This window comes from Neorhizobium sp. IRS_2294 (assembly GCF_050500145.1).
GTDB classification, from domain to species: domain Bacteria; phylum Pseudomonadota; class Alphaproteobacteria; order Rhizobiales; family Rhizobiaceae; genus Neorhizobium; species Neorhizobium soli.
In genome coordinates this window covers 2,501-19,616 of the sequence record NZ_CP191440.1, presented here as the reverse complement: position 1 = coordinate 19,616, position 17,116 = coordinate 2,501, and the positions used below count along the sequence as shown (strand labels likewise).

At 57.6% G+C, this 17,116-nt stretch carries 13 protein-coding genes, 1 tRNA gene, 2 rRNA genes and 1 pseudogene; 8 read left to right on the top strand and 9 right to left on the bottom strand.

The genetic code is table 11. The annotated features are described in order from the left end of the window. Nucleotides 1–54: 54 nt before the first annotated feature. Nucleotides 55–405 carry a DUF427 domain-containing protein gene (locus tag ACQY1K_RS17415; RefSeq protein WP_430259885.1) on the bottom strand — a complete coding sequence of 117 codons (351 nt, stop codon included), beginning with the start codon at nt 403–405 and terminating at the stop codon, nt 55–57. Between the two features lie 166 nt (nt 406–571). After that, a complete protein-coding gene (locus ACQY1K_RS17410; RefSeq protein ID WP_430259883.1) occupies nt 572–1,264 on the bottom strand; it encodes a FadR/GntR family transcriptional regulator in 693 nt (230 codons plus the stop codon). 256 nt (nt 1,265–1,520) lie between these two features. On the opposite strand from ACQY1K_RS17410, the gene ACQY1K_RS17405 reads away from it, so the two are divergent. The 6 genes from ACQY1K_RS17405 to ACQY1K_RS17380 are packed head-to-tail and all read left to right on the top strand — an operon-like array spanning nt 1,521 to nt 8,595. Beyond that, complete coding sequence (locus ACQY1K_RS17405) at nt 1,521–2,582, top strand: ABC transporter substrate-binding protein (RefSeq protein ID WP_430259881.1); 1,062 nt, start codon at nt 1,521–1,523, stop codon at nt 2,580–2,582. A gap of 53 nt (nt 2,583–2,635) precedes the next feature. After that, nucleotides 2,636–4,051: a BPL-N domain-containing protein gene (locus tag ACQY1K_RS17400; RefSeq protein WP_430259879.1), complete on the top strand. Its 1,416-nt coding sequence runs from the start codon at nt 2,636–2,638 to the stop codon at nt 4,049–4,051. Further along, nucleotides 4,048–5,151 (top strand): ABC transporter ATP-binding protein, encoded by a 1,104-nt coding sequence (locus tag ACQY1K_RS17395; RefSeq protein ID WP_430259877.1) that lies wholly within the window; start codon nt 4,048–4,050, stop codon nt 5,149–5,151. The genes ACQY1K_RS17400 and ACQY1K_RS17395 overlap by 4 nt, the downstream gene beginning before the upstream one ends. After that, nucleotides 5,148–6,011, top strand: a complete 864-nt coding sequence (locus tag ACQY1K_RS17390; protein WP_184656064.1) for an ABC transporter permease — start codon at nt 5,148–5,150, stop codon at nt 6,009–6,011. The genes ACQY1K_RS17395 and ACQY1K_RS17390 overlap by 4 nt, the downstream gene beginning before the upstream one ends. Nucleotides 6,012–6,014: 3 nt before the next feature. Continuing rightward, nucleotides 6,015–6,797, top strand: a complete 783-nt coding sequence (locus ACQY1K_RS17385) for an ABC transporter permease (RefSeq protein ID WP_430259874.1) — start codon at nt 6,015–6,017, stop codon at nt 6,795–6,797. A 10-nt stretch (nt 6,798–6,807) separates the two neighbouring features. Further along, nucleotides 6,808–8,595, top strand: coding sequence for a gamma-glutamyltransferase family protein (locus ACQY1K_RS17380; RefSeq protein WP_430259872.1), 1,788 nt, complete (start codon nt 6,808–6,810; stop codon nt 8,593–8,595). A 178-nt stretch (nt 8,596–8,773) separates the two neighbouring features. On the opposite strand, the gene ACQY1K_RS17375 is transcribed toward ACQY1K_RS17380, so the two are convergent. Together ACQY1K_RS17375 and ACQY1K_RS17370 are read right to left on the bottom strand one after the other, a co-directional pair. After that, on the bottom strand, nt 8,774–9,067 hold the full coding sequence (locus ACQY1K_RS17375) for a type II toxin-antitoxin system mRNA interferase toxin, RelE/StbE family (protein ID WP_184656067.1): 294 nt from the start codon (nt 9,065–9,067) through the stop codon (nt 8,774–8,776). After that, nucleotides 9,064–9,372 carry a type II toxin-antitoxin system RelB/DinJ family antitoxin gene (locus ACQY1K_RS17370; RefSeq protein WP_184656068.1) on the bottom strand — a complete coding sequence of 103 codons (309 nt, stop codon included), beginning with the start codon at nt 9,370–9,372 and terminating at the stop codon, nt 9,064–9,066. The genes ACQY1K_RS17375 and ACQY1K_RS17370 overlap by 4 nt, the downstream gene beginning before the upstream one ends. Before the next feature lie 207 nt (nt 9,373–9,579). Between ACQY1K_RS17370 and ACQY1K_RS17365 the strand changes: the two genes are divergently transcribed. Beyond that, nucleotides 9,580–9,816 (top strand): hypothetical protein, encoded by a 237-nt coding sequence (locus ACQY1K_RS17365; protein WP_430259870.1) that lies wholly within the window; start codon nt 9,580–9,582, stop codon nt 9,814–9,816. Between the two features lie 47 nt (nt 9,817–9,863). On the opposite strand, the gene ACQY1K_RS17360 is transcribed toward ACQY1K_RS17365, so the two are convergent. Beyond that, nucleotides 9,864–10,568 carry an IS6 family transposase gene (locus ACQY1K_RS17360; RefSeq protein ID WP_430259868.1) on the bottom strand — a complete coding sequence of 235 codons (705 nt, stop codon included), beginning with the start codon at nt 10,566–10,568 and terminating at the stop codon, nt 9,864–9,866. 51 nt (nt 10,569–10,619) lie between these two features. Continuing rightward, a pseudogene (locus tag ACQY1K_RS17355) lies at nt 10,620–12,088 on the bottom strand (hypothetical protein); the annotation flags it as partial. A 51-nt stretch (nt 12,089–12,139) separates the two neighbouring features. Between ACQY1K_RS17355 and ACQY1K_RS17350 the strand changes: the two are divergent. Further along, nucleotides 12,140–12,844 (top strand): IS6 family transposase, encoded by a 705-nt coding sequence (locus tag ACQY1K_RS17350; protein ID WP_430259866.1) that lies wholly within the window; start codon nt 12,140–12,142, stop codon nt 12,842–12,844. Between the two features lie 200 nt (nt 12,845–13,044). On the opposite strand, the gene ACQY1K_RS17345 is transcribed toward ACQY1K_RS17350, so the two are convergent. From ACQY1K_RS17345 to ACQY1K_RS17335, 3 genes are all read right to left on the bottom strand, one after another. Continuing rightward, nucleotides 13,045–13,121: transfer RNA gene (locus ACQY1K_RS17345), tRNA-Met, on the bottom strand. Between the two features lie 259 nt (nt 13,122–13,380). Then, nucleotides 13,381–13,495 (bottom strand): 5S ribosomal RNA (gene rrf, locus ACQY1K_RS17340). A 257-nt stretch (nt 13,496–13,752) separates the two neighbouring features. Next, nucleotides 13,753–16,566: ribosomal RNA gene (locus ACQY1K_RS17335) — 23S ribosomal RNA — on the bottom strand. Between the last annotated feature and the right edge of the window lie 550 nt (nt 16,567–17,116).

The window sequence follows — 17,116 nt, the reverse complement described above, 5'->3', positions numbered from 1 at the left end:
CGTCTACGAGGCACAAGTCCATGGTCTGCGGGTAGAAGGCTATGAAATCCTTGATCAGGGCAAAGGATGTCGTGGGATGCGGATAGGCCAGGCCGCGCTTCGGCTCATCTTGTCACCAGATTGAATATCGAAATAGCGCGCCTGTCCTTTCCACTCGCAGATCGACCTGCTGCTGCTTTCGCGGAGCACAGAGAGATCTACGTCCGCTGGCGGAAAATAATACGTCGGCGGATGACTTGTTTCAATCGTGCGCATTGCGGCCGTGGTCTCCGCGAAAACGTGACCGTTGTAGATGATTTTCAAATAATTGTGTACCGGCTGGGCGATGCTCGGCCTCGGGAAAGACCAGACACTCTCCTGCCCGGGCAGGCATGGGTTTGGAATAGGATGCGCAAGCTTAGCCATGATGTCCTCCAGTCTGAGCCAAGCGTGCAGCAGCAACGATAATTTGCAAGGCCGGAATGGTTTCGCAGAAGGGCGAAATGGCTGGTTCTCGCAATCGGCCGTCGCAACAAGACACCTAACCTCCCGCGCCTTTCGAATACCTCGGGAAAAGACAAGCGCAAGGCGATCAGGCCCAGTGTTCGTGTTCTCCCTCATGGATACGCACACCCGCTGTCAATATATGAGTTAGCATAGCGCTCTCAGCGGCGTTAGTGTTGCGAGTCTGGATAGCCTCAACAATAGCTTGGTGTTGCTGGACCATCTCTTTGCTTACGCCAGCGATAAAGACGCGGGACCGCGAATTAATCCAGTGATGTTCCTTTCGTACTGAGTTCATTAATCGGAATATACTCCAGTACATACCGTTTCGCACGCTCTCGGCGATCTTTGAATGAAATGCGCTATCCCATTTTTCATAATCGTTGGGACTGTCTGCCGCCGCGGCGCGGTGCACGAAGTGCTTCATTTGATCGATTTCTACCTGTGTTGCTCGTATCGCGGCCAGGCCCGCCAGGATCGGTTCGATCTGCTGACGGACTTCTATGATGTCGTGCGGACTGGTACGGTTGGCTAGCGACTTGAGGCTTGTGGTCTTGACGTTGACCTCCCTGACAAACGTGCCCTGACCCTGCCTGCGAAAGATCAGCCCCTCGCCCTCCAGCATGTTCAAAGCGTCACGCAACAGTCGCCGAGGGATACCGAGTGCGGCGCTCAGGTGCCTTTCTGGCAATAGGCGGTCGCCGGTGACGAACCGAATGTCGGCCTCACTGATCGCTGATCTTAGCGTCTCGACCACCCGGCTTTGTTCTTCCGACCACATTGCTACTCGCTCCAGCTACACTATCGGCATTTAACTGGGTGAACCAATTCAAACCAATTTGCAAGATAGGCACACAGCTTAAAAAACAGGCCGCTCCGCACTGAAGCCAAGATTTCAGCACCTAACAGCTGATTCTCGTTGACTCTCGTGAGCTTCGCTATGAAGAATTGTCGCATGAGAACGATACATTCTTAAAAATCGCAGATTGGCTTCAAACCTTTCGCAATTGGTTCAACGAGAATCTGGGGAACTCGAAATGAAAAGACGTGATTTCCTGACGCTGGCAGCGTCGACCGCTGTACTGCCCGTTCTAGGATCCGGAAGCTCTGTTTTCGCACAATCCAAGCCTGAACAGCTGGCGCTGATGACTTGGGGCGGTTTGTGGGGCGACGGCATGGCCAAGTATGTCGACACTCAGTTTGCCGAGAAGACGGGCGTAAAGATCTTACAAGACCGTGGCTCGAGCCCTGTCGAGCGCATCACCAAGCTGAAGATCAGCATGGACAACCAGGTATTCGACCTAGTTCAACTCCATGACGGCATCGTGCCTCTGGCCGAAGCGCAGGGCGTGCTGGAAGATCTCGATCCGAACTCGCCCAACCTTCCTTTCCTATCAGCCGTACCAGATCGCTTCAAGCGCAAGGGCTGGGTAGCGATGATCTACTCGGCGCTCGGAATCGTCTACAATCCTAACTTGGTTAAGACCCCGCCGAAGAGCTTTGCGGACCTGTGGAACGAGGACTATCGTGGTCAGATTGTGCTGCCGGAAATCACCCATTCGATCGGCCCCTACATGATCCCGATCGGCGCGATGGCAGCCGGAAAGGATGCCAAAGATGCCGACGCCGGATTCGATATGCTGGCCAAAATGAACGATCTCGAGCCTATCTGGGCAAAGGATACAGATACCATCATGAGCTCACTCGTCAGCGGCGAGGCGGCCGTCGGACTGCTCTACAAGTCGCAGACCTATACGGTGCTGAAGCAGGGCGGCAAGGCCGAGTGGGTCTTCCCGCAGGAAGGCGCAATCTCCTATCTTTCCGGCACCGGCATAGCCAAGGGCACCAAGAACAAGGTGCTCGCCGAGCAGTATGTCAACGCCACGATCGATCCCTCGACCCAGGGCTGGGTCGCCGAAGTGTTCAATTACGGCGGCACCCATCCCGATACGCTGAAGACCCTTCCCGTCGAGTTACAGCAACGCGTGCAGTTCCCCGATGAGGAAATTGCTCGCATCATCGACCTCGACCATCAGTTCATCTCGTCCAACCGCGGCGAGTGGACCGACCGATGGAACCGCGTGGTCGCCGGCGGCTGAAGACATGACGGGCGGCACGGCGTGCCGCGCTCCCCTCGCAGGACAAGAATAGCATGACAAGTTTCGGCCTTGCCGATCGCGGGGCTTTCTCCGGGGATACCCTCACATTCCTCAACCGCTGCCGCCTACACGGTATCGGCGTGAACGAAAGCGATGATGGTTTCGAGATCGCCGCCGTCGCGAGCAATGCGGCAGCGCGGTTCGGGCTAACCCCTTTGGGCCAACCGGCAGGGGAGGGCCGCAATCCCGAACTACTCTCCTCCGCTCCCCGCATAGCTATCTATGCCGGGGAAGCAGTCGGTTACCCCTACTGGGGCTACTATTCCCACGCATTGCTGAGCATTGGTCTCAGCTTCCATGCAGTAACGGGTGCGGACGTCGCCGCGGCCTGCCTGAACGACTACGATCTGCTGGTCATGCCGGGCGGATTTGCCACCTGGGGTCTAGACCGGGCGGAAGACATGGACGGCATCGACGCGGCGATCGCTGCCTTCGTCCGAGACGGCGGCTCGTATATTGGTTCTTGCGGCGGTGCCTTCTACATGTCGGAAGGCCGGCCCGGCTGGCATGGCGCGATCGATGCGATGCCGAAGTTCACCCAGGAATATCTTATGACCGGGGCGGCCGTCCTTGGCATTTCCGTCGACGGTCCCGTGATCGGACGCGGCCTGCCGGAAACTGTCGAACTACCCTACTATCATGGGCCGATCTATGCGGAGGCCAAGCGCTCCACAGAGACGCTCGGCCGCTTCGGCAACTACATTTCCGAAAGCCGCCTGTTCATCGAGAACCCTCTTTCGCCGACCCTTTTCGACAAGGAGATGAAAGACACCCCCGCAATCTTCATGGCGCCGTTCGGCAAGGGCAACGTGCTGACCTTCTCGCCTCATCCGGAAATGGGAGAGCTCGTTCGCAAAGGCATCGGGCTAGAAGGTTATATCCGACATTACCTGCCGATCCGCGGCTTCAAGGTCATGGACCAGACGTTGCGCTTTTTCATGAAGGAGGATTGCGCCGGTTTCCGCCTCATCCATAACGCGATCGCATGTCTCGGCCTGTTTGACCGCGTACAGGCGACGGCGCCATTACAGGCTCTGCGTGCCGACGACCTGGGTCCGATCCTGCTGCGACTGGATACCACGATGGCAAGACAATTTGCCGCTATCAGCGACATGGCTGCAACCGAGACCGATGCCATGCAGGAGATCGTCGCGGCGGAAGCATCGAGACTGAGGTCCGAATGGGCGCACGTATGTGCTAGTCTCAGATACGCCGTCGAAGTCGCGCCGATCGACAGTCGTGTCGCGACCGGCCTGTCTTCGGTCCTCCACGCTGCGGCGCAGGTCCAACACAAGATCCGACTGGCGGAACTCATCGTCATGACCGAACTACCGATCCGCCTCGTGGCGGCGGCCCTTCGCATCATCGCATGCGACCGCGCTCTGGGCGCCGAGGAGATTACCGAATGAACGCTATGACTTCCCCGGCCGCCTCCCCTGCTGACGTCTGTTTCGTCCAGGTCGAAAAGAAATTCGACACCACCACCGCGCTCCATTCTCTCGACCTCGAGATCGAACGCGGCAGCCTATTTGCGCTGCTCGGACCAAGCGGCTGCGGCAAGACGACGACGCTGCGACTGATCGCCGGCTTCGAACAGCCGACAGCCGGACACGTCTATATCCGCGGTACGGATGTGACCGGCCTGCCGGCCTACAAACGCAGCTTTGGGATGGTATTCCAGAGCTTTGCGCTGTTCCCGCACCTGACGGTCGCAGAGAATGTCGCCTTCGGGCTGAAGATGCGCAACGTTCCCAAGCCGGAGATCGCCGCCAAGGTGGCCGCTGCCCTCGAACTCGTGGAACTCGGCACCTTCGCAGACCGTTATCCGCGCCAACTTTCCGGAGGGCAGCAGCAACGGGTGGCACTTGCCCGTGCCGTCGTATCCGAGCCCGACGTGCTGCTTCTCGACGAGCCCTTGAGCGCGCTCGACAAGATGCTGCGCGAGCAGATGCAGGTCGAGATCCGACACCTGCAGCAGCGGCTGAAGATGACCACGGTCTTCGTGACGCACGACCAGGAGGAAGCCCTAACGATGGCGGACCGAGTCGCGGTAATGAAGGATGGGCGCATTCAGCAGGCCGGAACGCCGCGCGACATCTACGACCGCCCGCTCAACGAATTCGTCGCTACGTTCCTGGGTGCCAGCAACATCATCGAAGCGACCGTCAAGGGCACGGAAGACACGGGTACCGTGATAGACGTGGCCGGCAACACCCTGAGGATCCGCGCAATCCCCGCTACAACGGGGACCCGGCTTCGCTTTGCGCTCAGGCCGGAAAAGATCTCCATTGGCCCGATCACCGGCAGCACCACGACAGGCGTGTCCGCTACCGTTCGCGAAGCAATTTATCGTGGCTCGCAGACTCTCCTTTATCTCGACATCGGCGGCATGCCTGTGAATGCCGTGGTCCAGAATGCCGGCGTCGAGCCGATGAACCTTGAACCGGGCGCGGTCGTCGCCCTGCATTGGGACAACGCCAACATGGTGGCACTGGAGCCGACACCATGAGAACCACGCTTTCCCGGAATTCGCTGGCCTGGGCGGTAGCGCTTCCGCCCCTCATGGTACTCGGCGTCTTCTTTCTTATGCCGCTCGCCTACCTGCTGTTCATCAGCTTCATGACGAATTCGGCAACGTCGCTGTTCGACATTCAGCCTACATTCGCCAACTATACGGAGATTTTCTCCGATCCGTTCTATTGGGTGATCATCCAGCGCACCCTGCTGTCGACTGCCACGGTCCTCATCCTCTGCCTGCTGCTTGGATATCCCGTCGCCTTCTATGCGGCGCAGCTATTGCCCCGCGGCCGGCTGATCATGCTTATGGTAATGATGGTGCCGCTCATGGTCAGCAATGTCGTGCGTGCCTATGGCTGGGTCGCCATCCTCGGCCGGCGCGGGGTGCTTTCGAGTACTCTGACGGGTACCGGGATCATCGACCGGCCGGTGCAATATCTCTATTCGTTCGAGGCAGTGACGCTCGGTCTTCTCACCATTCTCCTGCCCTTCATGGTCGTGTCGCTGACCAATTCTCTGGCGACCATCGACAAGCGCTATACGGAAGCGGCTCATTCCCTTGGAGCGGGACCGTGGCGTACCTTCTTGCGCGTGACGCTTCCCCTCTCCAGCCCGGGCATAGCGTCAGGCCTGATGCTGGTGACCTTCCTTGCGCTCAGTGCCTATGTCTCGATCGCACTGCTTGGCGGGCCCCGCTACAAGCTGTTGGTCAGCTTCGTGTTCGACAGCGTCTCAACCTTCCGCTGGCCCCGCGCCGCGGCCCTGTCCTTCGTGCTTCTCCTGATAGCGCTTATCATCGCCGTGGCAATTCAGCTCGTCATCCGACCACAACGCGTCCAGGGAAAGGGCTAAACCATGGGTGCCTTCGTTCTGCGTCTTATCGTCGGTATCGTGCTGGCGCTGGTCATCGGCCCGATTCTCGTCGTTATCATCGCCGCGTTCAGTTCGGGGGAGGCGCTGAGCTTCCCACCGCCCGGCCTCTCGCTGCGCTGGTTCATCGAGTTTTTCCGCATTGCAGAGATGCGCAACGCCTTCCTGCTGTCGATCGGGCTGGCCGTGGTATCCGCCTTCGCGTCGGCCGCCCTTGGCCTGCTCGGCGCAGTCTACGTGTCGCGCCACCGCAACGTCTTCTCGACCATCCTGCAGATGCTGATAATGGCGCCGCTGGTCTTCCCAGCCCTGATCCTCGGTCTGGCTTTGCTGCTTCTGTACAAAACCGTCAACATGAGCGTTCTGCCCGGCCTGTTTATTGCCCACGTGGTGGTCTGCCTGCCCTATGCGTTCCGCTCGGTGCTGACGTCGCTGCAGAGCTTCGACACGACGCTGGAAGAGGCCGGCCAAAGTCTCGGCGCAGGTCCTGTGCGCTCCTTCCTGCTGATCACCATGCCGATCATCTGGCCGGGTGTGCTTTCCGGCTGGCTGTTTGCGTTCGTTGTGTCGTTCGGCGAACTCAACACGGCGCTCTTCCTCACCGGGCCGGGGGTCGTGACCCTTCCCATCGAGATATTCAGCTACCTGCAGTTCCAGGGTAACCAACTCGTCGTAGCGGCAGCGTCGGCCCTTCAGGTTCTCATCATCCTCGTCGTGCTATTTCTGGCGGAACGTCTCGTCGGCGCACGGCAGCTCGTCCAGAGATAGGGCATATTTCATGGTTGCGTTCACCACCCGTCCCGAAATCAGCGGCACGTTCGGTGCCGTCAGTTCGACCCATTGGCTCGGAACCGCGGTCGGCATGGCCGTACTCGAGCGCGGCGGCAATGCCTTCGACGCGGCGGTCGCCTGCGGCTTCACGCTGCAGATCGTCGAGCCGCATCTGAACGGCCCGGGCGGCGAAGTGCCGATCATTTTGAAAAGCGTGAACGAGGACGAACCCGTCGTCATCTGCGGTCAGGGCGTCGCCCCGCAGCTTGCGACCGTCGACAGGTTCAGGTCCTTCGGCCTCGACATGGTTCCCGGCACCGGCCTGCTTCCGGCCGTGGTGCCCGGTGCTTTCGATGCCTGGATGCTGATGCTGCGCGACTACGGCACGCTGCCGCTTGCCGACGTGCTGTCCTATGCGATCGGATATGCGGGAAACGGCTATCCGCTGCTGCCACGCGCGTTCGCCTCGATCATACCCGTTGCAGATTTCTTCCGTCGGGAATGGCCGACCTCGGCCGAGGTCTGGCTGCCAGGAGACACCACACCGAAGCCGGGCGCACCGATGCGCAATCCCGGCATTGCCGCCACGTACCGGCGGGTCGTCGCTGAGGCCGAGGCTGCAGGCAGCGACCGGATTGTGCAGATCGAGGCAGCGCGCAACACCTTCTATCGCGGCTTTGTCGCCGAGGCGATCGACAGCTTCTATAGCACGGCCGAACTGTTCGACACTTCAGGTCGCCGCAATGGAGGTCTGCTTCGCGGCGACGACCTTGCGCGCTGGTCGGCCACGAAGGAAAAGACGCTCTCGGTCGAGTTTCGGGGCCTGCGGGTCCACAAGACCGGCGCTTGGGGCCAAGGTCCCGTCTTTCTACAGCAGTTGCAGCTCCTGTCACAGTTCGATCTTGACCGGCTGGACACAATGAGCGCTGAATATGTCCATACGGTCGTGGAAAGCGCCAAGCTCTGCTTTGCTGACCGCGAGGCCTTCTATGGCGATCCGGACACAACTGACATCCCGATGGACGTTCTTCTGTCCTTGGACTATGCCCGCGAGCGGGCGAAACTGATCGGACGGGACGCGTCTCTGGAACTCGTCCCCAGCCATCTCGAAGGCGCCGCGGAGCGGCTGGCGAAGATCGCCGCCCGCGGTGGCAGCGAAATCCCGCAGGGTCCCGGCGGCGGCGAGGTTACGTTTGCGGCCGTTCCGGAAATCGAAGGTGATACAGTGCATCTCGATATTGTTGACCGTTTCGGCAACATGGTTTCCGCCACGCCGAGCGGCGGATGGTTGCAAAGCTCTCCGGTCGTGCCCGGTCTCGGCTTTCCGATCTCCACCCGCGCCCAGATGTTCTGGCTTGACGATGGGCTGCCGTCGACACTCCGCCCCGGTACGCGACCGCGCACTACGCTGACACCGACGCTTGTCACCCGCGACGGCGAAGGTTTTCTGGCGATCGGTACGCCGGGAGGCGACCAGCAGGATCAGTGGCCGCTCACCGTCTTCCTGCGCCACGTGCTCCATGGCCACGGACTTCAGCGAGCAATCGACGCCCCGATGTTCCACAGCCGTCACTGGCCGGGATCGTTCTATCCGCGTGAGTACGAGCTTGGACGGCTCCAAATCGAAGATCGTTTCGGCGAGGCCGTCATCGACGACCTGCGTGCCCGCGGCCATATGATATCCGTCATGGAAAGCTGGTCGCTCGGACGCGTCTGCGCTGTAGAGCGGCGAGGTGGACTGTTTTACGCGGGAGCAACCCCTCGGCACATGCAGAGCTACGCAGTCGCTAGATGACTGAGGGTAGATTGGGTCGCATCAAGCCTTGCCTTGCACCATTCGCCTTGATGGGATGCGAACCTTTGGCATCCGACGTTAAGCGGAAATTATTTCCGCATAACGTCCATTTGCGGCTCCGACGCCTTGAACCAGTTCGAACCAAAGACCCGTTGTTTCTCAGCACCGAGAACAAAGTTTAGCTCGTTGGCAAAGTGTCTGGCCATTCCTGCGCACCATGGAGGACGCGAAGAATACGGACCGCTGTTTCGGAAATTGCATATGCCGCGACGTACGGCGTGCCGCTAATGACCAGTTCGCGGGTGCCGGCAATTCTGCCAACACGACCGCTCGCGGGAAAATCCCTCAACCGGCGGACGGCGGCAACGATCCGCTCATCGACCAGAATGGCCGCTGACGGACTCTCTAATTCGATATACGTAAAGATGGCGTCGCGATCGGATAGCGCGAACGCAGACCAGGTAAGCTTCACGCTTTGCGCTCACCCGCGTTGAGACGGGCTGCCGCTCGGCGTTTAGCGAAATGCAACTCGACTTCATCGTCCGAAACGTCCGGTCGAGTATCGGTTAGCGCTTCAAGTACCTTGGTGCGAAACCAAGCGTCATGCGCCTCACTGCCAGAAAGAAGTTCCAGCGGCAGCGCACCCTCGTTGGCCGTCCGGGTGAGTAATATACGGACCGCGTCCGAGACGGTCAGTCCCATATTTCCAAGCACCGCTGAGGCACGATCCCGGACCTCGGCGTCAATACGAGTTTGTACCAGTGCATTTGCCGCCATAACCAATCTCCACTTTGGCCAAGATCATAATTCATATGAATGACAAATGCCATAGCTAGTAGGGCTGCCGTCGCCAGTTCTCGTTTCACTCACTGCTCTTGAGCACCTGGCCCCAAATGCTTGCAGCTGTGGCAAAACCATTTCTTAATTATCCGCTCCTATTGCGGCCCGCCCTCGGCACTGGTGTCGAGAAAATGGAATAAGAGCATGGCAATAAACAATCTTTCAACTCATCACTTTCAACGAAAAATCTCTGATTTCTGCGAAGTGCGCCTTGCGCCAATCGCCTCAAAGCGAATGCTGGAATGCATTCGGCCCTACCTCATAAGTCTCGTCGTCCACCGCCAGCCGCCCCCGATCGCGAACGGCCGCATTGACTGGACGATCATTGGCCAGGCATGCGGGATTGAAGGCGAATTGACGGCTGAGTTGAAGAAGGGGTGATGTCAGGTTAAGCTCGACAGCTACGGGTCGGGCATTCTTCGGTGTGATCAGGCAGAAAATCCGGCAACGTCGTTCCAATGGGCCATCGCTGAAAGGCGATGTAGCTGAATGGCCGAGGCCGAGTGCTGAGATCGTGTGGGGACGAAGAGGTTTCGAACCGCGGAGAAGATGCTGACGAAACGTTGCAGTCCTCCCGGCGATCGAAAGCGCTGCATCATTCGTTCTCGCTTCCGCAGAGGAAGATGAGAGTTTTCGGCGCGGTTGTTCAGTCCCTTGTGTGATCGATGCTCAGTTGTGGGCATCAACTGCCGTCGGGCCTCACCATAGGAGCGAAGTTTGTCGGTAACGATGCGTTTTGGCCGGCATCCCCGCTTCTTCATCAGCCGGATCAGCAGCCGCTTTGCAGCCTTGGTGTTGCGGCGGGTCTGAACGATCTCGTCGAGAACATAGCCATCTTGATCCACAGCGCGCCAGAGCCAGTGTTTCCGGCCACCGATCATCGCGGCCACTTCATCCAGATGCCAAATATCATTGGGACTTGCTACCTTCCGATGCAAGCGAGCGGCATAGTCCGAGCCAAACTTCTTTGCCCAACATCGGATCGTCTCGTAGGAAACGACGATCCCACGCTCCAACAGCATTTCCTCGACCAGTCGCAGGCTCAACGGAAATCGGAAATACAGCCAGACCGCATGGGCGATCACAGCGGGCGGAAAACGATGGCGCTTGTAACTGACGGGGCTCATGCTCATCACGGCGAAATAGCCGCAAACCTTTCAGCCCAAGTTAACCTGACATCACCGGAACGATCGTACGGCCTCTGCGGCCGGCCGGGGATAGCGGTTTTCGTCCGGCATTCGCTTCAGGATCTCGTCTGTGATCTTGCGATATTCTGCCAGCGGGCTGTCGGCCTCTAGGATCACCATGATCGGCTCGAACGGGTCGCGATGCACACGCATGACCCGCTGGATTTCCTTCGAGCGATTGGCGGCGTGCCGATGGAATGCATCGCATGCGCCGTGCCAGTCGCGTGCTGCAAATTCTATCTCCTCTGGCGCGATCAGCCCTTCGATTGGCTGAACCTTTTTCAGGAGCTCCGGATGCTGGCGGATCCAGCCCACCTCCGCCCGCGTGAGAGCTTGCGCCACCATCAGCATGTCTTCTTCCCATTTGGTGTAGAAGCCGCGGCGCTGCTCCCGCCATTGGAGGTACCAGTCCCAGACGCCCGGGAAGATCAACAGGCCAAAGGTTAGTTGGCTGAGCGGCACACCGCGCCCTTTGACGACGCCGGCGGGTGAGGCAGCGAGTGCACCGAACATGAGGCCGAGATGCTCGACCTTCTGGGATGCGGTTTCCTCTCCCCAAACTCCATTTCGTTGGAAGTCGATTGCGGTCAGCGTCGATGTCTTGAAGCGGATCAGATCGGCCATCTCCATAGCCAACCGCGGCGGCGCATCGACGACGCCGGACACGAGATCAGGATCTTCAAAGGCCTCGGGATTGTGGCTCGTGCTGTCCGGGTTCATTGTGGTCGTGGAGACAGGGTGCCTCTGCCATAGGTGATCCCCGGAAATCGTATTGCATAACGCTGTTTGGTTGCCGCCGCCTGGTAGCGACGATAGTCGGTTGAGCCCGAGATGATGACCCGGCGCACCCATTCGATGGTTTCTTCCCGCTTGGAGAACGGCAAGCTGCTGAAATTGTCCGGAAGATGCCATGCAACTCGTCGCCGCTCCGCAGCGCTGATGTCGCCCATATCATGGCCGTATATGGAGCGGGACTGGTACGGCAGTTTCGCTTTGAAATAACCCTGTCTCAGTCGGTAGCGCCGCTCGATACGGGACAGGATCTCGAAGCCTGTCAGAGATCGCGGCACGCGCTCGCCCTGAACCCATGACAGCAGGGTCTTGTCATCGAAAGTCTCGCCCACGCGAACGACGGCGCGGTAAAGCTGCCAGTAGCTCTCGCCAAACCGGCGCATTTGATACACGAGCGCATCGTTAAAGCTCGCCGGATCATCGGTCGCCTCAAGCAATGGCTCAGGGAATGGACTGATTGGTTTCGGTTGTGGTCCCCTCGGCACTGACAAAGAGGTAGCCTGGGTCTTGTCGGAGAGGATCTGTCGCGGTCTGGAACGCGTCGCAGTTTCCAGCTTGCGGCGAACAGCATTGTTCGATTTCGCACGTTGTCTTGTGGACCGTATGTCCTCAGCGGCAGGTGGCGCTCCGAGCCAGCGGATAATAGCGTCCAGGCCCGGACGGAGCGCCTTCTTCGGTGATGTCAGCTTAACTTGGGCTGAAAGGTTTGCGGCTATTTCGCCGTGATGAGCAAGAGCCCCGTCAGTTACAAGCGCCATCGTTTTCCGCCCGCTGTGATCGCCCATGCGGTCTGGCTGTATTTCCGATTTCCGTTGAGCCTGCGACTGGTCGAGGAAATGCTGTTGGAGCGTGGGATCGTCGTTTCCTACGAGACGATCCGATGTTGGGCAAAGAAGTTTGGCTCGGACTATGCCGCTCGCTTGCATCGGAAGGTAGCAAGTCCCAATGATATTTGGCATCTGGATGAAGTGGCCGCGATGATCGGTGGCCGGAAACACTGGCTCTGGCGCGCTGTGGATCAAGATGGCTATGTTCTCGACGAGATCGTTCAGACCCGCCGCAACACCAAGGCTGCAAAGCGGCTGCTGATCCGGCTGATGAAGAAGCGGGGATGCCGGCCAAAACGCATCGTTACCGACAAACTTCGCTCCTATGGTGAGGCCCGACGGCAGTTGATGCCCACAACTGAGCATCGATCACACAAGGGACTGAACAACCGCGCCGAAAACTCTCATCTTCCTCTGCGGAAGCGAGAACGAATGATGCAGCGCTTTCGATCGCCGGGAGGACTGCAACGTTTCGTCAGCATCTTCTCCGCGGTTCGAAACCTCTTCGTCCCCACACGATCTCAGCACTCGGCCTCTGCCATTCAGCTACATCGCCTTTCAGCGATGGCCCATTGGAACGACGTTGCCGGATTTTCTGCCTGATCACACCGAAGAATGCCCGACCCGTAGCTGTCGAGCTTAACCTGACATCACCGACCTGCGGCATCAACAATCTTCGGAGTTCGCCCGCATACGTTCTGCTGGAGAGTTCAAGTCACTTGCCGACAAGACAAAATTCCTGCACCGCTGCGAAGCCTTGCTGGCCGAGCGTGAGCAGCAATGGATGCTGTTACAAGTTACAGTGGTTGCGGGGGCAGGATTTGAACCTGCGGCCTTCAGGTTATGAGCCTGACGAGCTACCGGGCTGCTCCACCCCGCGCCAAGCGAATTTGGCTTTGCCAAATTTCGCGTCTGCGTAAACCACGTTGCGGTTTACGTGTAGTTCCGGAGCAAATCCGAAGGATTTGTCTCCTGTGAGGGACGCACCGGCTACAGACCGAACGTCCCATTATTTCGTTAAACCCCAGCAACGACAAAAGGCCGCTTTGGGAGCGGCCCTTGGTTTGGCCAGGGGCCGGTTGGTTTGTGTGTGAGAAGATTGTTTGATCCATCCTTATGGATGGCATTGCCTTTAATAGACCTGGCAGCGACCTACTCTCCCGCGTCTTAAGACGGAGTACCATTGGCGCAGGGGTGTTTCACGGCCGTGTTCGGAAAGGGAACGGGTGCAGCCACCCCGCAATGACCACCAGGTCGATTAAGGGCAATGTATGCGTGGCAATGGGCGACCATTGCAACGCTTTATCGAGAAGCTGGCGGAGGCGAACCCCCTTTTGTCTTGATTGAACACGTCTTTGTTTGCCGGCTGGTTTGTCGGAGCGTAGCTCCGCAAGGCCAGAGGCCGTCGTGACCAGTGTCACGGCCCGTCCGGAGCGTTTTTTTTGCGCGTCAGGACAAAACAGATGTCATCATCAAGGTGCGCAGCACCTTGATGAGCATAGTCAATGAGAACGATGAAGCCAATCGGGCTATTAGTAAGGCTAAGCTTCATGCATTACTGCACGTCCACACGCCTCCTATCAACGTGGTCGTCTTCCACGGCCCTGATAGGGAATACTCGTTTTCAGGTGGGTTTCCCGCTTAGATGCCTTCAGCGGTTATCCCTTCCATATATAGCTACCCTGCTATGCCGTTGGCACGACAACAGGTCCACCAGAGATATGTCCATCCCGGTCCTCTCGTACTAGGGACAGATCCTGTCAATATTCCTACACCCACGGCAGATAGGGACCGAACTGTCTCACGACGTTCTGAACCCAGCTCACGTACCGCTTTAATTGGCGAACAGCCAAACCCTTGGGACCTGCTCCAGCCCCAGGATGCGATGAGCCGACATCGAGGTGCCAAACAACCCCGTCGATATGGACTCTTGGGGGTCATCAGCCTGTTATCCCCGGCGTACCTTTTATCCGTTGAGCGATGGCCCTTCCACGCGGGACCACCGGATCACTATGACCGACTTTCGTCTCTGCTCGACTTGTCAGTCTCGCAGTCAGGCGGGCTTATGCCATTGCACTCGACGACCGATTTCCGACCGGTCTGAGCCCACCATCGCGCGCCTCCGTTACTCTTTCGGAGGCGACCGCCCCAGTCAAACTACCCACCATACACTGTCCCGGATCCGGATAACGGACCGCGGTTAGACATCCATGACGATAAGGGTGGTATTTCAAGGATGGCTCCACGAGAACTGGCGTCCCCGCTTCAAAGCCTACCACCTATCCTACACATGCCGACACGAATGCCAGTGTAAAGCTATAGTAAAGGTGCACGGGGTCTTTCCGTCTAACCGCAGGAACCCCGCATCTTCACGGGGAATTCAATTTCACTGAGTCTATGTTGGAGACAGCGGGGAAGTCGTTACGCCATTCGTGCAGGTCGGAACTTACCCGACAAGGAATTTCGCTACCTTAGGACCGTTATAGTTACGGCCGCCGTTTACTGGGGCTTCAGTTCAAAGCTTGCACCTCTCCCTTTAACCTTCCAGCACCGGGCAGGCGTCAGGCCCTATACGTCGTCTTTCGACTTCGCAGAGCCCTGTGTTTTTGATAAACAGTCGCTACCCCCTGGTCTGTGCCACCCCTTTCCACTTGCGTAAAAAGGGGTCACGCTTCTTCCGAAGTTACGCGTGCAATTTGCCGAGTTCCTTCAACATAGTTCTCTCAAGCGCCTTGGTATGCTCTACCTGACCACCTGTGTCGGTTTCGGGTACGGTCTATACGGTGGAGCTATTTCCTGGAACCGCCCCGCTGCACATCCAATCCAATAAGGAGGTACAACTTACGCGATCCGTCACTACCACCAGGCCCACGAATATTAACGTGGTTCCCATCGACTACGCATTTCTGCCTCGCCTTAGGGGCCGGCTAACCCTGCTCAGATTAACTTTAAGCAGGAACCCTTGGTCTTTCGGCGAGGGGGTCTCTCACCCCCTTTATCGTTACTCATGTCAACATTCGCACTTCCGATATCTCCAGAGGCCCTCACGGGTCCTCCTTCACAGACTTACGGAACGCTCCGCTACCACATACACTTGCGTGCATATCCTCAGCTTCGGTGCATGGCTTTAGCCCCGTTACATTTTCGGCGCAAAGACCCTTATTTAGACCAGTGAGCTGTTACGCTTTCTTTAAATGATGGCTGCTTCTAAGCCAACATCCTGGTTGTTTTGGGATCCTCACATCCTTTCCCACTTAGCCATGACTTGGGGACCTTAGCTGGAGGTCAGGGTTGTTGCCCTCTTCACGACGGACGTTAGCACCCGCCGTGTGTCTGCCGACTAGTACTCCTCGGTATTCGGAGTTTGGTTAGGATCAGTAAGACGGTGAGTCCCCATAGCCCATCCAGTGCTCTACCCCCGAGGGTATTCGGTCGACGCTCTACCTAAATAGATTTCGCGGAGAACCAGCTATCTCCGAGTTTGATTGGCCTTTCACCCCTAGCCACAAGTCATCCCAATCTATTGCAACAGATGCGGGTTCGGCCCTCCAGTTGGTGTTACCCAACCTTCAGCCTGCTCATGGCTAGATCACTCGGTTTCGGGTCTAATGCATCTAACTAAATCGCCCTATTCAGACTCGCTTTCGCTGCGCCTACACCTACCGGCTTAAGCTTGCTAGATACACTAAGTCGTTGACCCATTATACAAAAGGTACGCCGTCAGGCCCCTTACTAAAAAGAGCGCCCTCCGACTGCTTGTAGGCATCCGGTTTCAGGTTCTATTTCACTCCCCTTGTCGGGGTGCTTTTCACCTTTCCCTCACGGTACTTGTTCGCTATCGGTCATGCACGAGTACTTAGGCTTGGAGAGTGGTCTCCCCATGTTCAGACAGGATTTCACGTGTCCCGCCCTACTCAAGGACAATGTCTGTTCTACGCTTACGGGGCTATCACCCACTCTAGCCAGGCTTTCCAACCTGTTCAGCTTTATTCAACATTGCCACTGGCCTGGTCCGCGTTCGCTCGCCACTACTTACGGAGTCTCGGTTGATGTCCTTTCCTTCAGGTACTTAGATGTTTCAGTTCCCTGAGTTCGCTTCTTGTCCCTATGTATTCAAGACAAGATACCTTATTAACAATACCTAGAAATCTAAACCGTCCCGAAAGACGACTTAAACTTTCTAGGTATTTAAGGTGGGTTGCCCCATTCGGAGATCCATGGATCAAAGCTTATTCGCAGCTCCCCACGGCTTTTCGCAGCGTATCACGTCCTTCTTCGCCTGTGCATGCCAAGGCATCCACCAAATGCCCTTAAAACACTTCATCGTTCTCATTGCCAATGCTCATCAATATAGCTCACTCCAAAGGAGCAAGCGGAAGGGCTACCTTTTACAACCCAACCTTCTCATGATGCCATCAACGTGTTCGATCAGGCCACTTTATTGGAACCACGCCGAGCGGTTCGCTTGTGTCCTGATCTTTAAGACCAGCTTCTCGAGATTAAATCCGGGTCCGCGCGGTTAGCAAACGGACATCAATAAGTCGTCAGAGATGGTTTAGGGCCAAGCCCCAAAACACCAACAACGACCGACCAGAGTGACATGCTTCCTACCTACTCCAGCTCTTCCTCCAGATCCGACCGGCTAGGTCATCCTTGGTATCATCAGAACCGGGCTCGGACATCCTTGGATTAAAAACCCAAAAATACCTGGAAGCATCCAGATCAATCTTCTCTTCACAATTTTGCAGAACAGGCACAAACGCAGATGCGTCGTGCAAACCTTTATTTCTTCAGAAGACAATGGAGCCTCAACAGCCAACGAAGCGAAGCTTCGCAAGGCCAGAGGCCGGCGCCGATCCCGGGTTTTTGCAAAGC

Bases quoted from the DNA above. Each gene is read 5' to 3' on its own strand.
- ACQY1K_RS17405 (WP_430259881.1), top strand. From the start codon at position 1,521: ATGAAAAGACGTGATTTCCTGACGCTGGCAGCGTCGACCGCTGTACTG.
- ACQY1K_RS17415 (WP_430259885.1), bottom strand. From the start codon at position 405: ATGGCTAAGCTTGCGCATCCTATTCCAAACCCATGCCTGCCCGGGCAG.
- ACQY1K_RS17400 (WP_430259879.1), top strand. From the start codon at position 2,636: ATGACAAGTTTCGGCCTTGCCGATCGCGGGGCTTTCTCCGGGGATACC.
- ACQY1K_RS17370 (WP_184656068.1), bottom strand. From the start codon at position 9,372: ATGGCGGCAAATGCACTGGTACAAACTCGTATTGACGCCGAGGTCCGG.
- ACQY1K_RS17395 (WP_430259877.1), top strand. From the start codon at position 4,048: ATGAACGCTATGACTTCCCCGGCCGCCTCCCCTGCTGACGTCTGTTTC.
- ACQY1K_RS17380 (WP_430259872.1), top strand. From the start codon at position 6,808: ATGGTTGCGTTCACCACCCGTCCCGAAATCAGCGGCACGTTCGGTGCC.
- ACQY1K_RS17360 (WP_430259868.1), bottom strand. From the start codon at position 10,568: ATGAGCATGAGCCCCGTCAGTTACAAGCGCCATCGTTTTCCGCCCGCT.
- ACQY1K_RS17390 (WP_184656064.1), top strand. From the start codon at position 5,148: ATGAGAACCACGCTTTCCCGGAATTCGCTGGCCTGGGCGGTAGCGCTT.
- ACQY1K_RS17350 (WP_430259866.1), top strand. From the start codon at position 12,140: ATGAGCAAGAGCCCCGTCAGTTACAAGCGCCATCGTTTTCCGCCCGCT.
- ACQY1K_RS17365 (WP_430259870.1), top strand. From the start codon at position 9,580: ATGGCAATAAACAATCTTTCAACTCATCACTTTCAACGAAAAATCTCT.
- ACQY1K_RS17410 (WP_430259883.1), bottom strand. From the start codon at position 1,264: ATGTGGTCGGAAGAACAAAGCCGGGTGGTCGAGACGCTAAGATCAGCG.
- ACQY1K_RS17385 (WP_430259874.1), top strand. From the start codon at position 6,015: ATGGGTGCCTTCGTTCTGCGTCTTATCGTCGGTATCGTGCTGGCGCTG.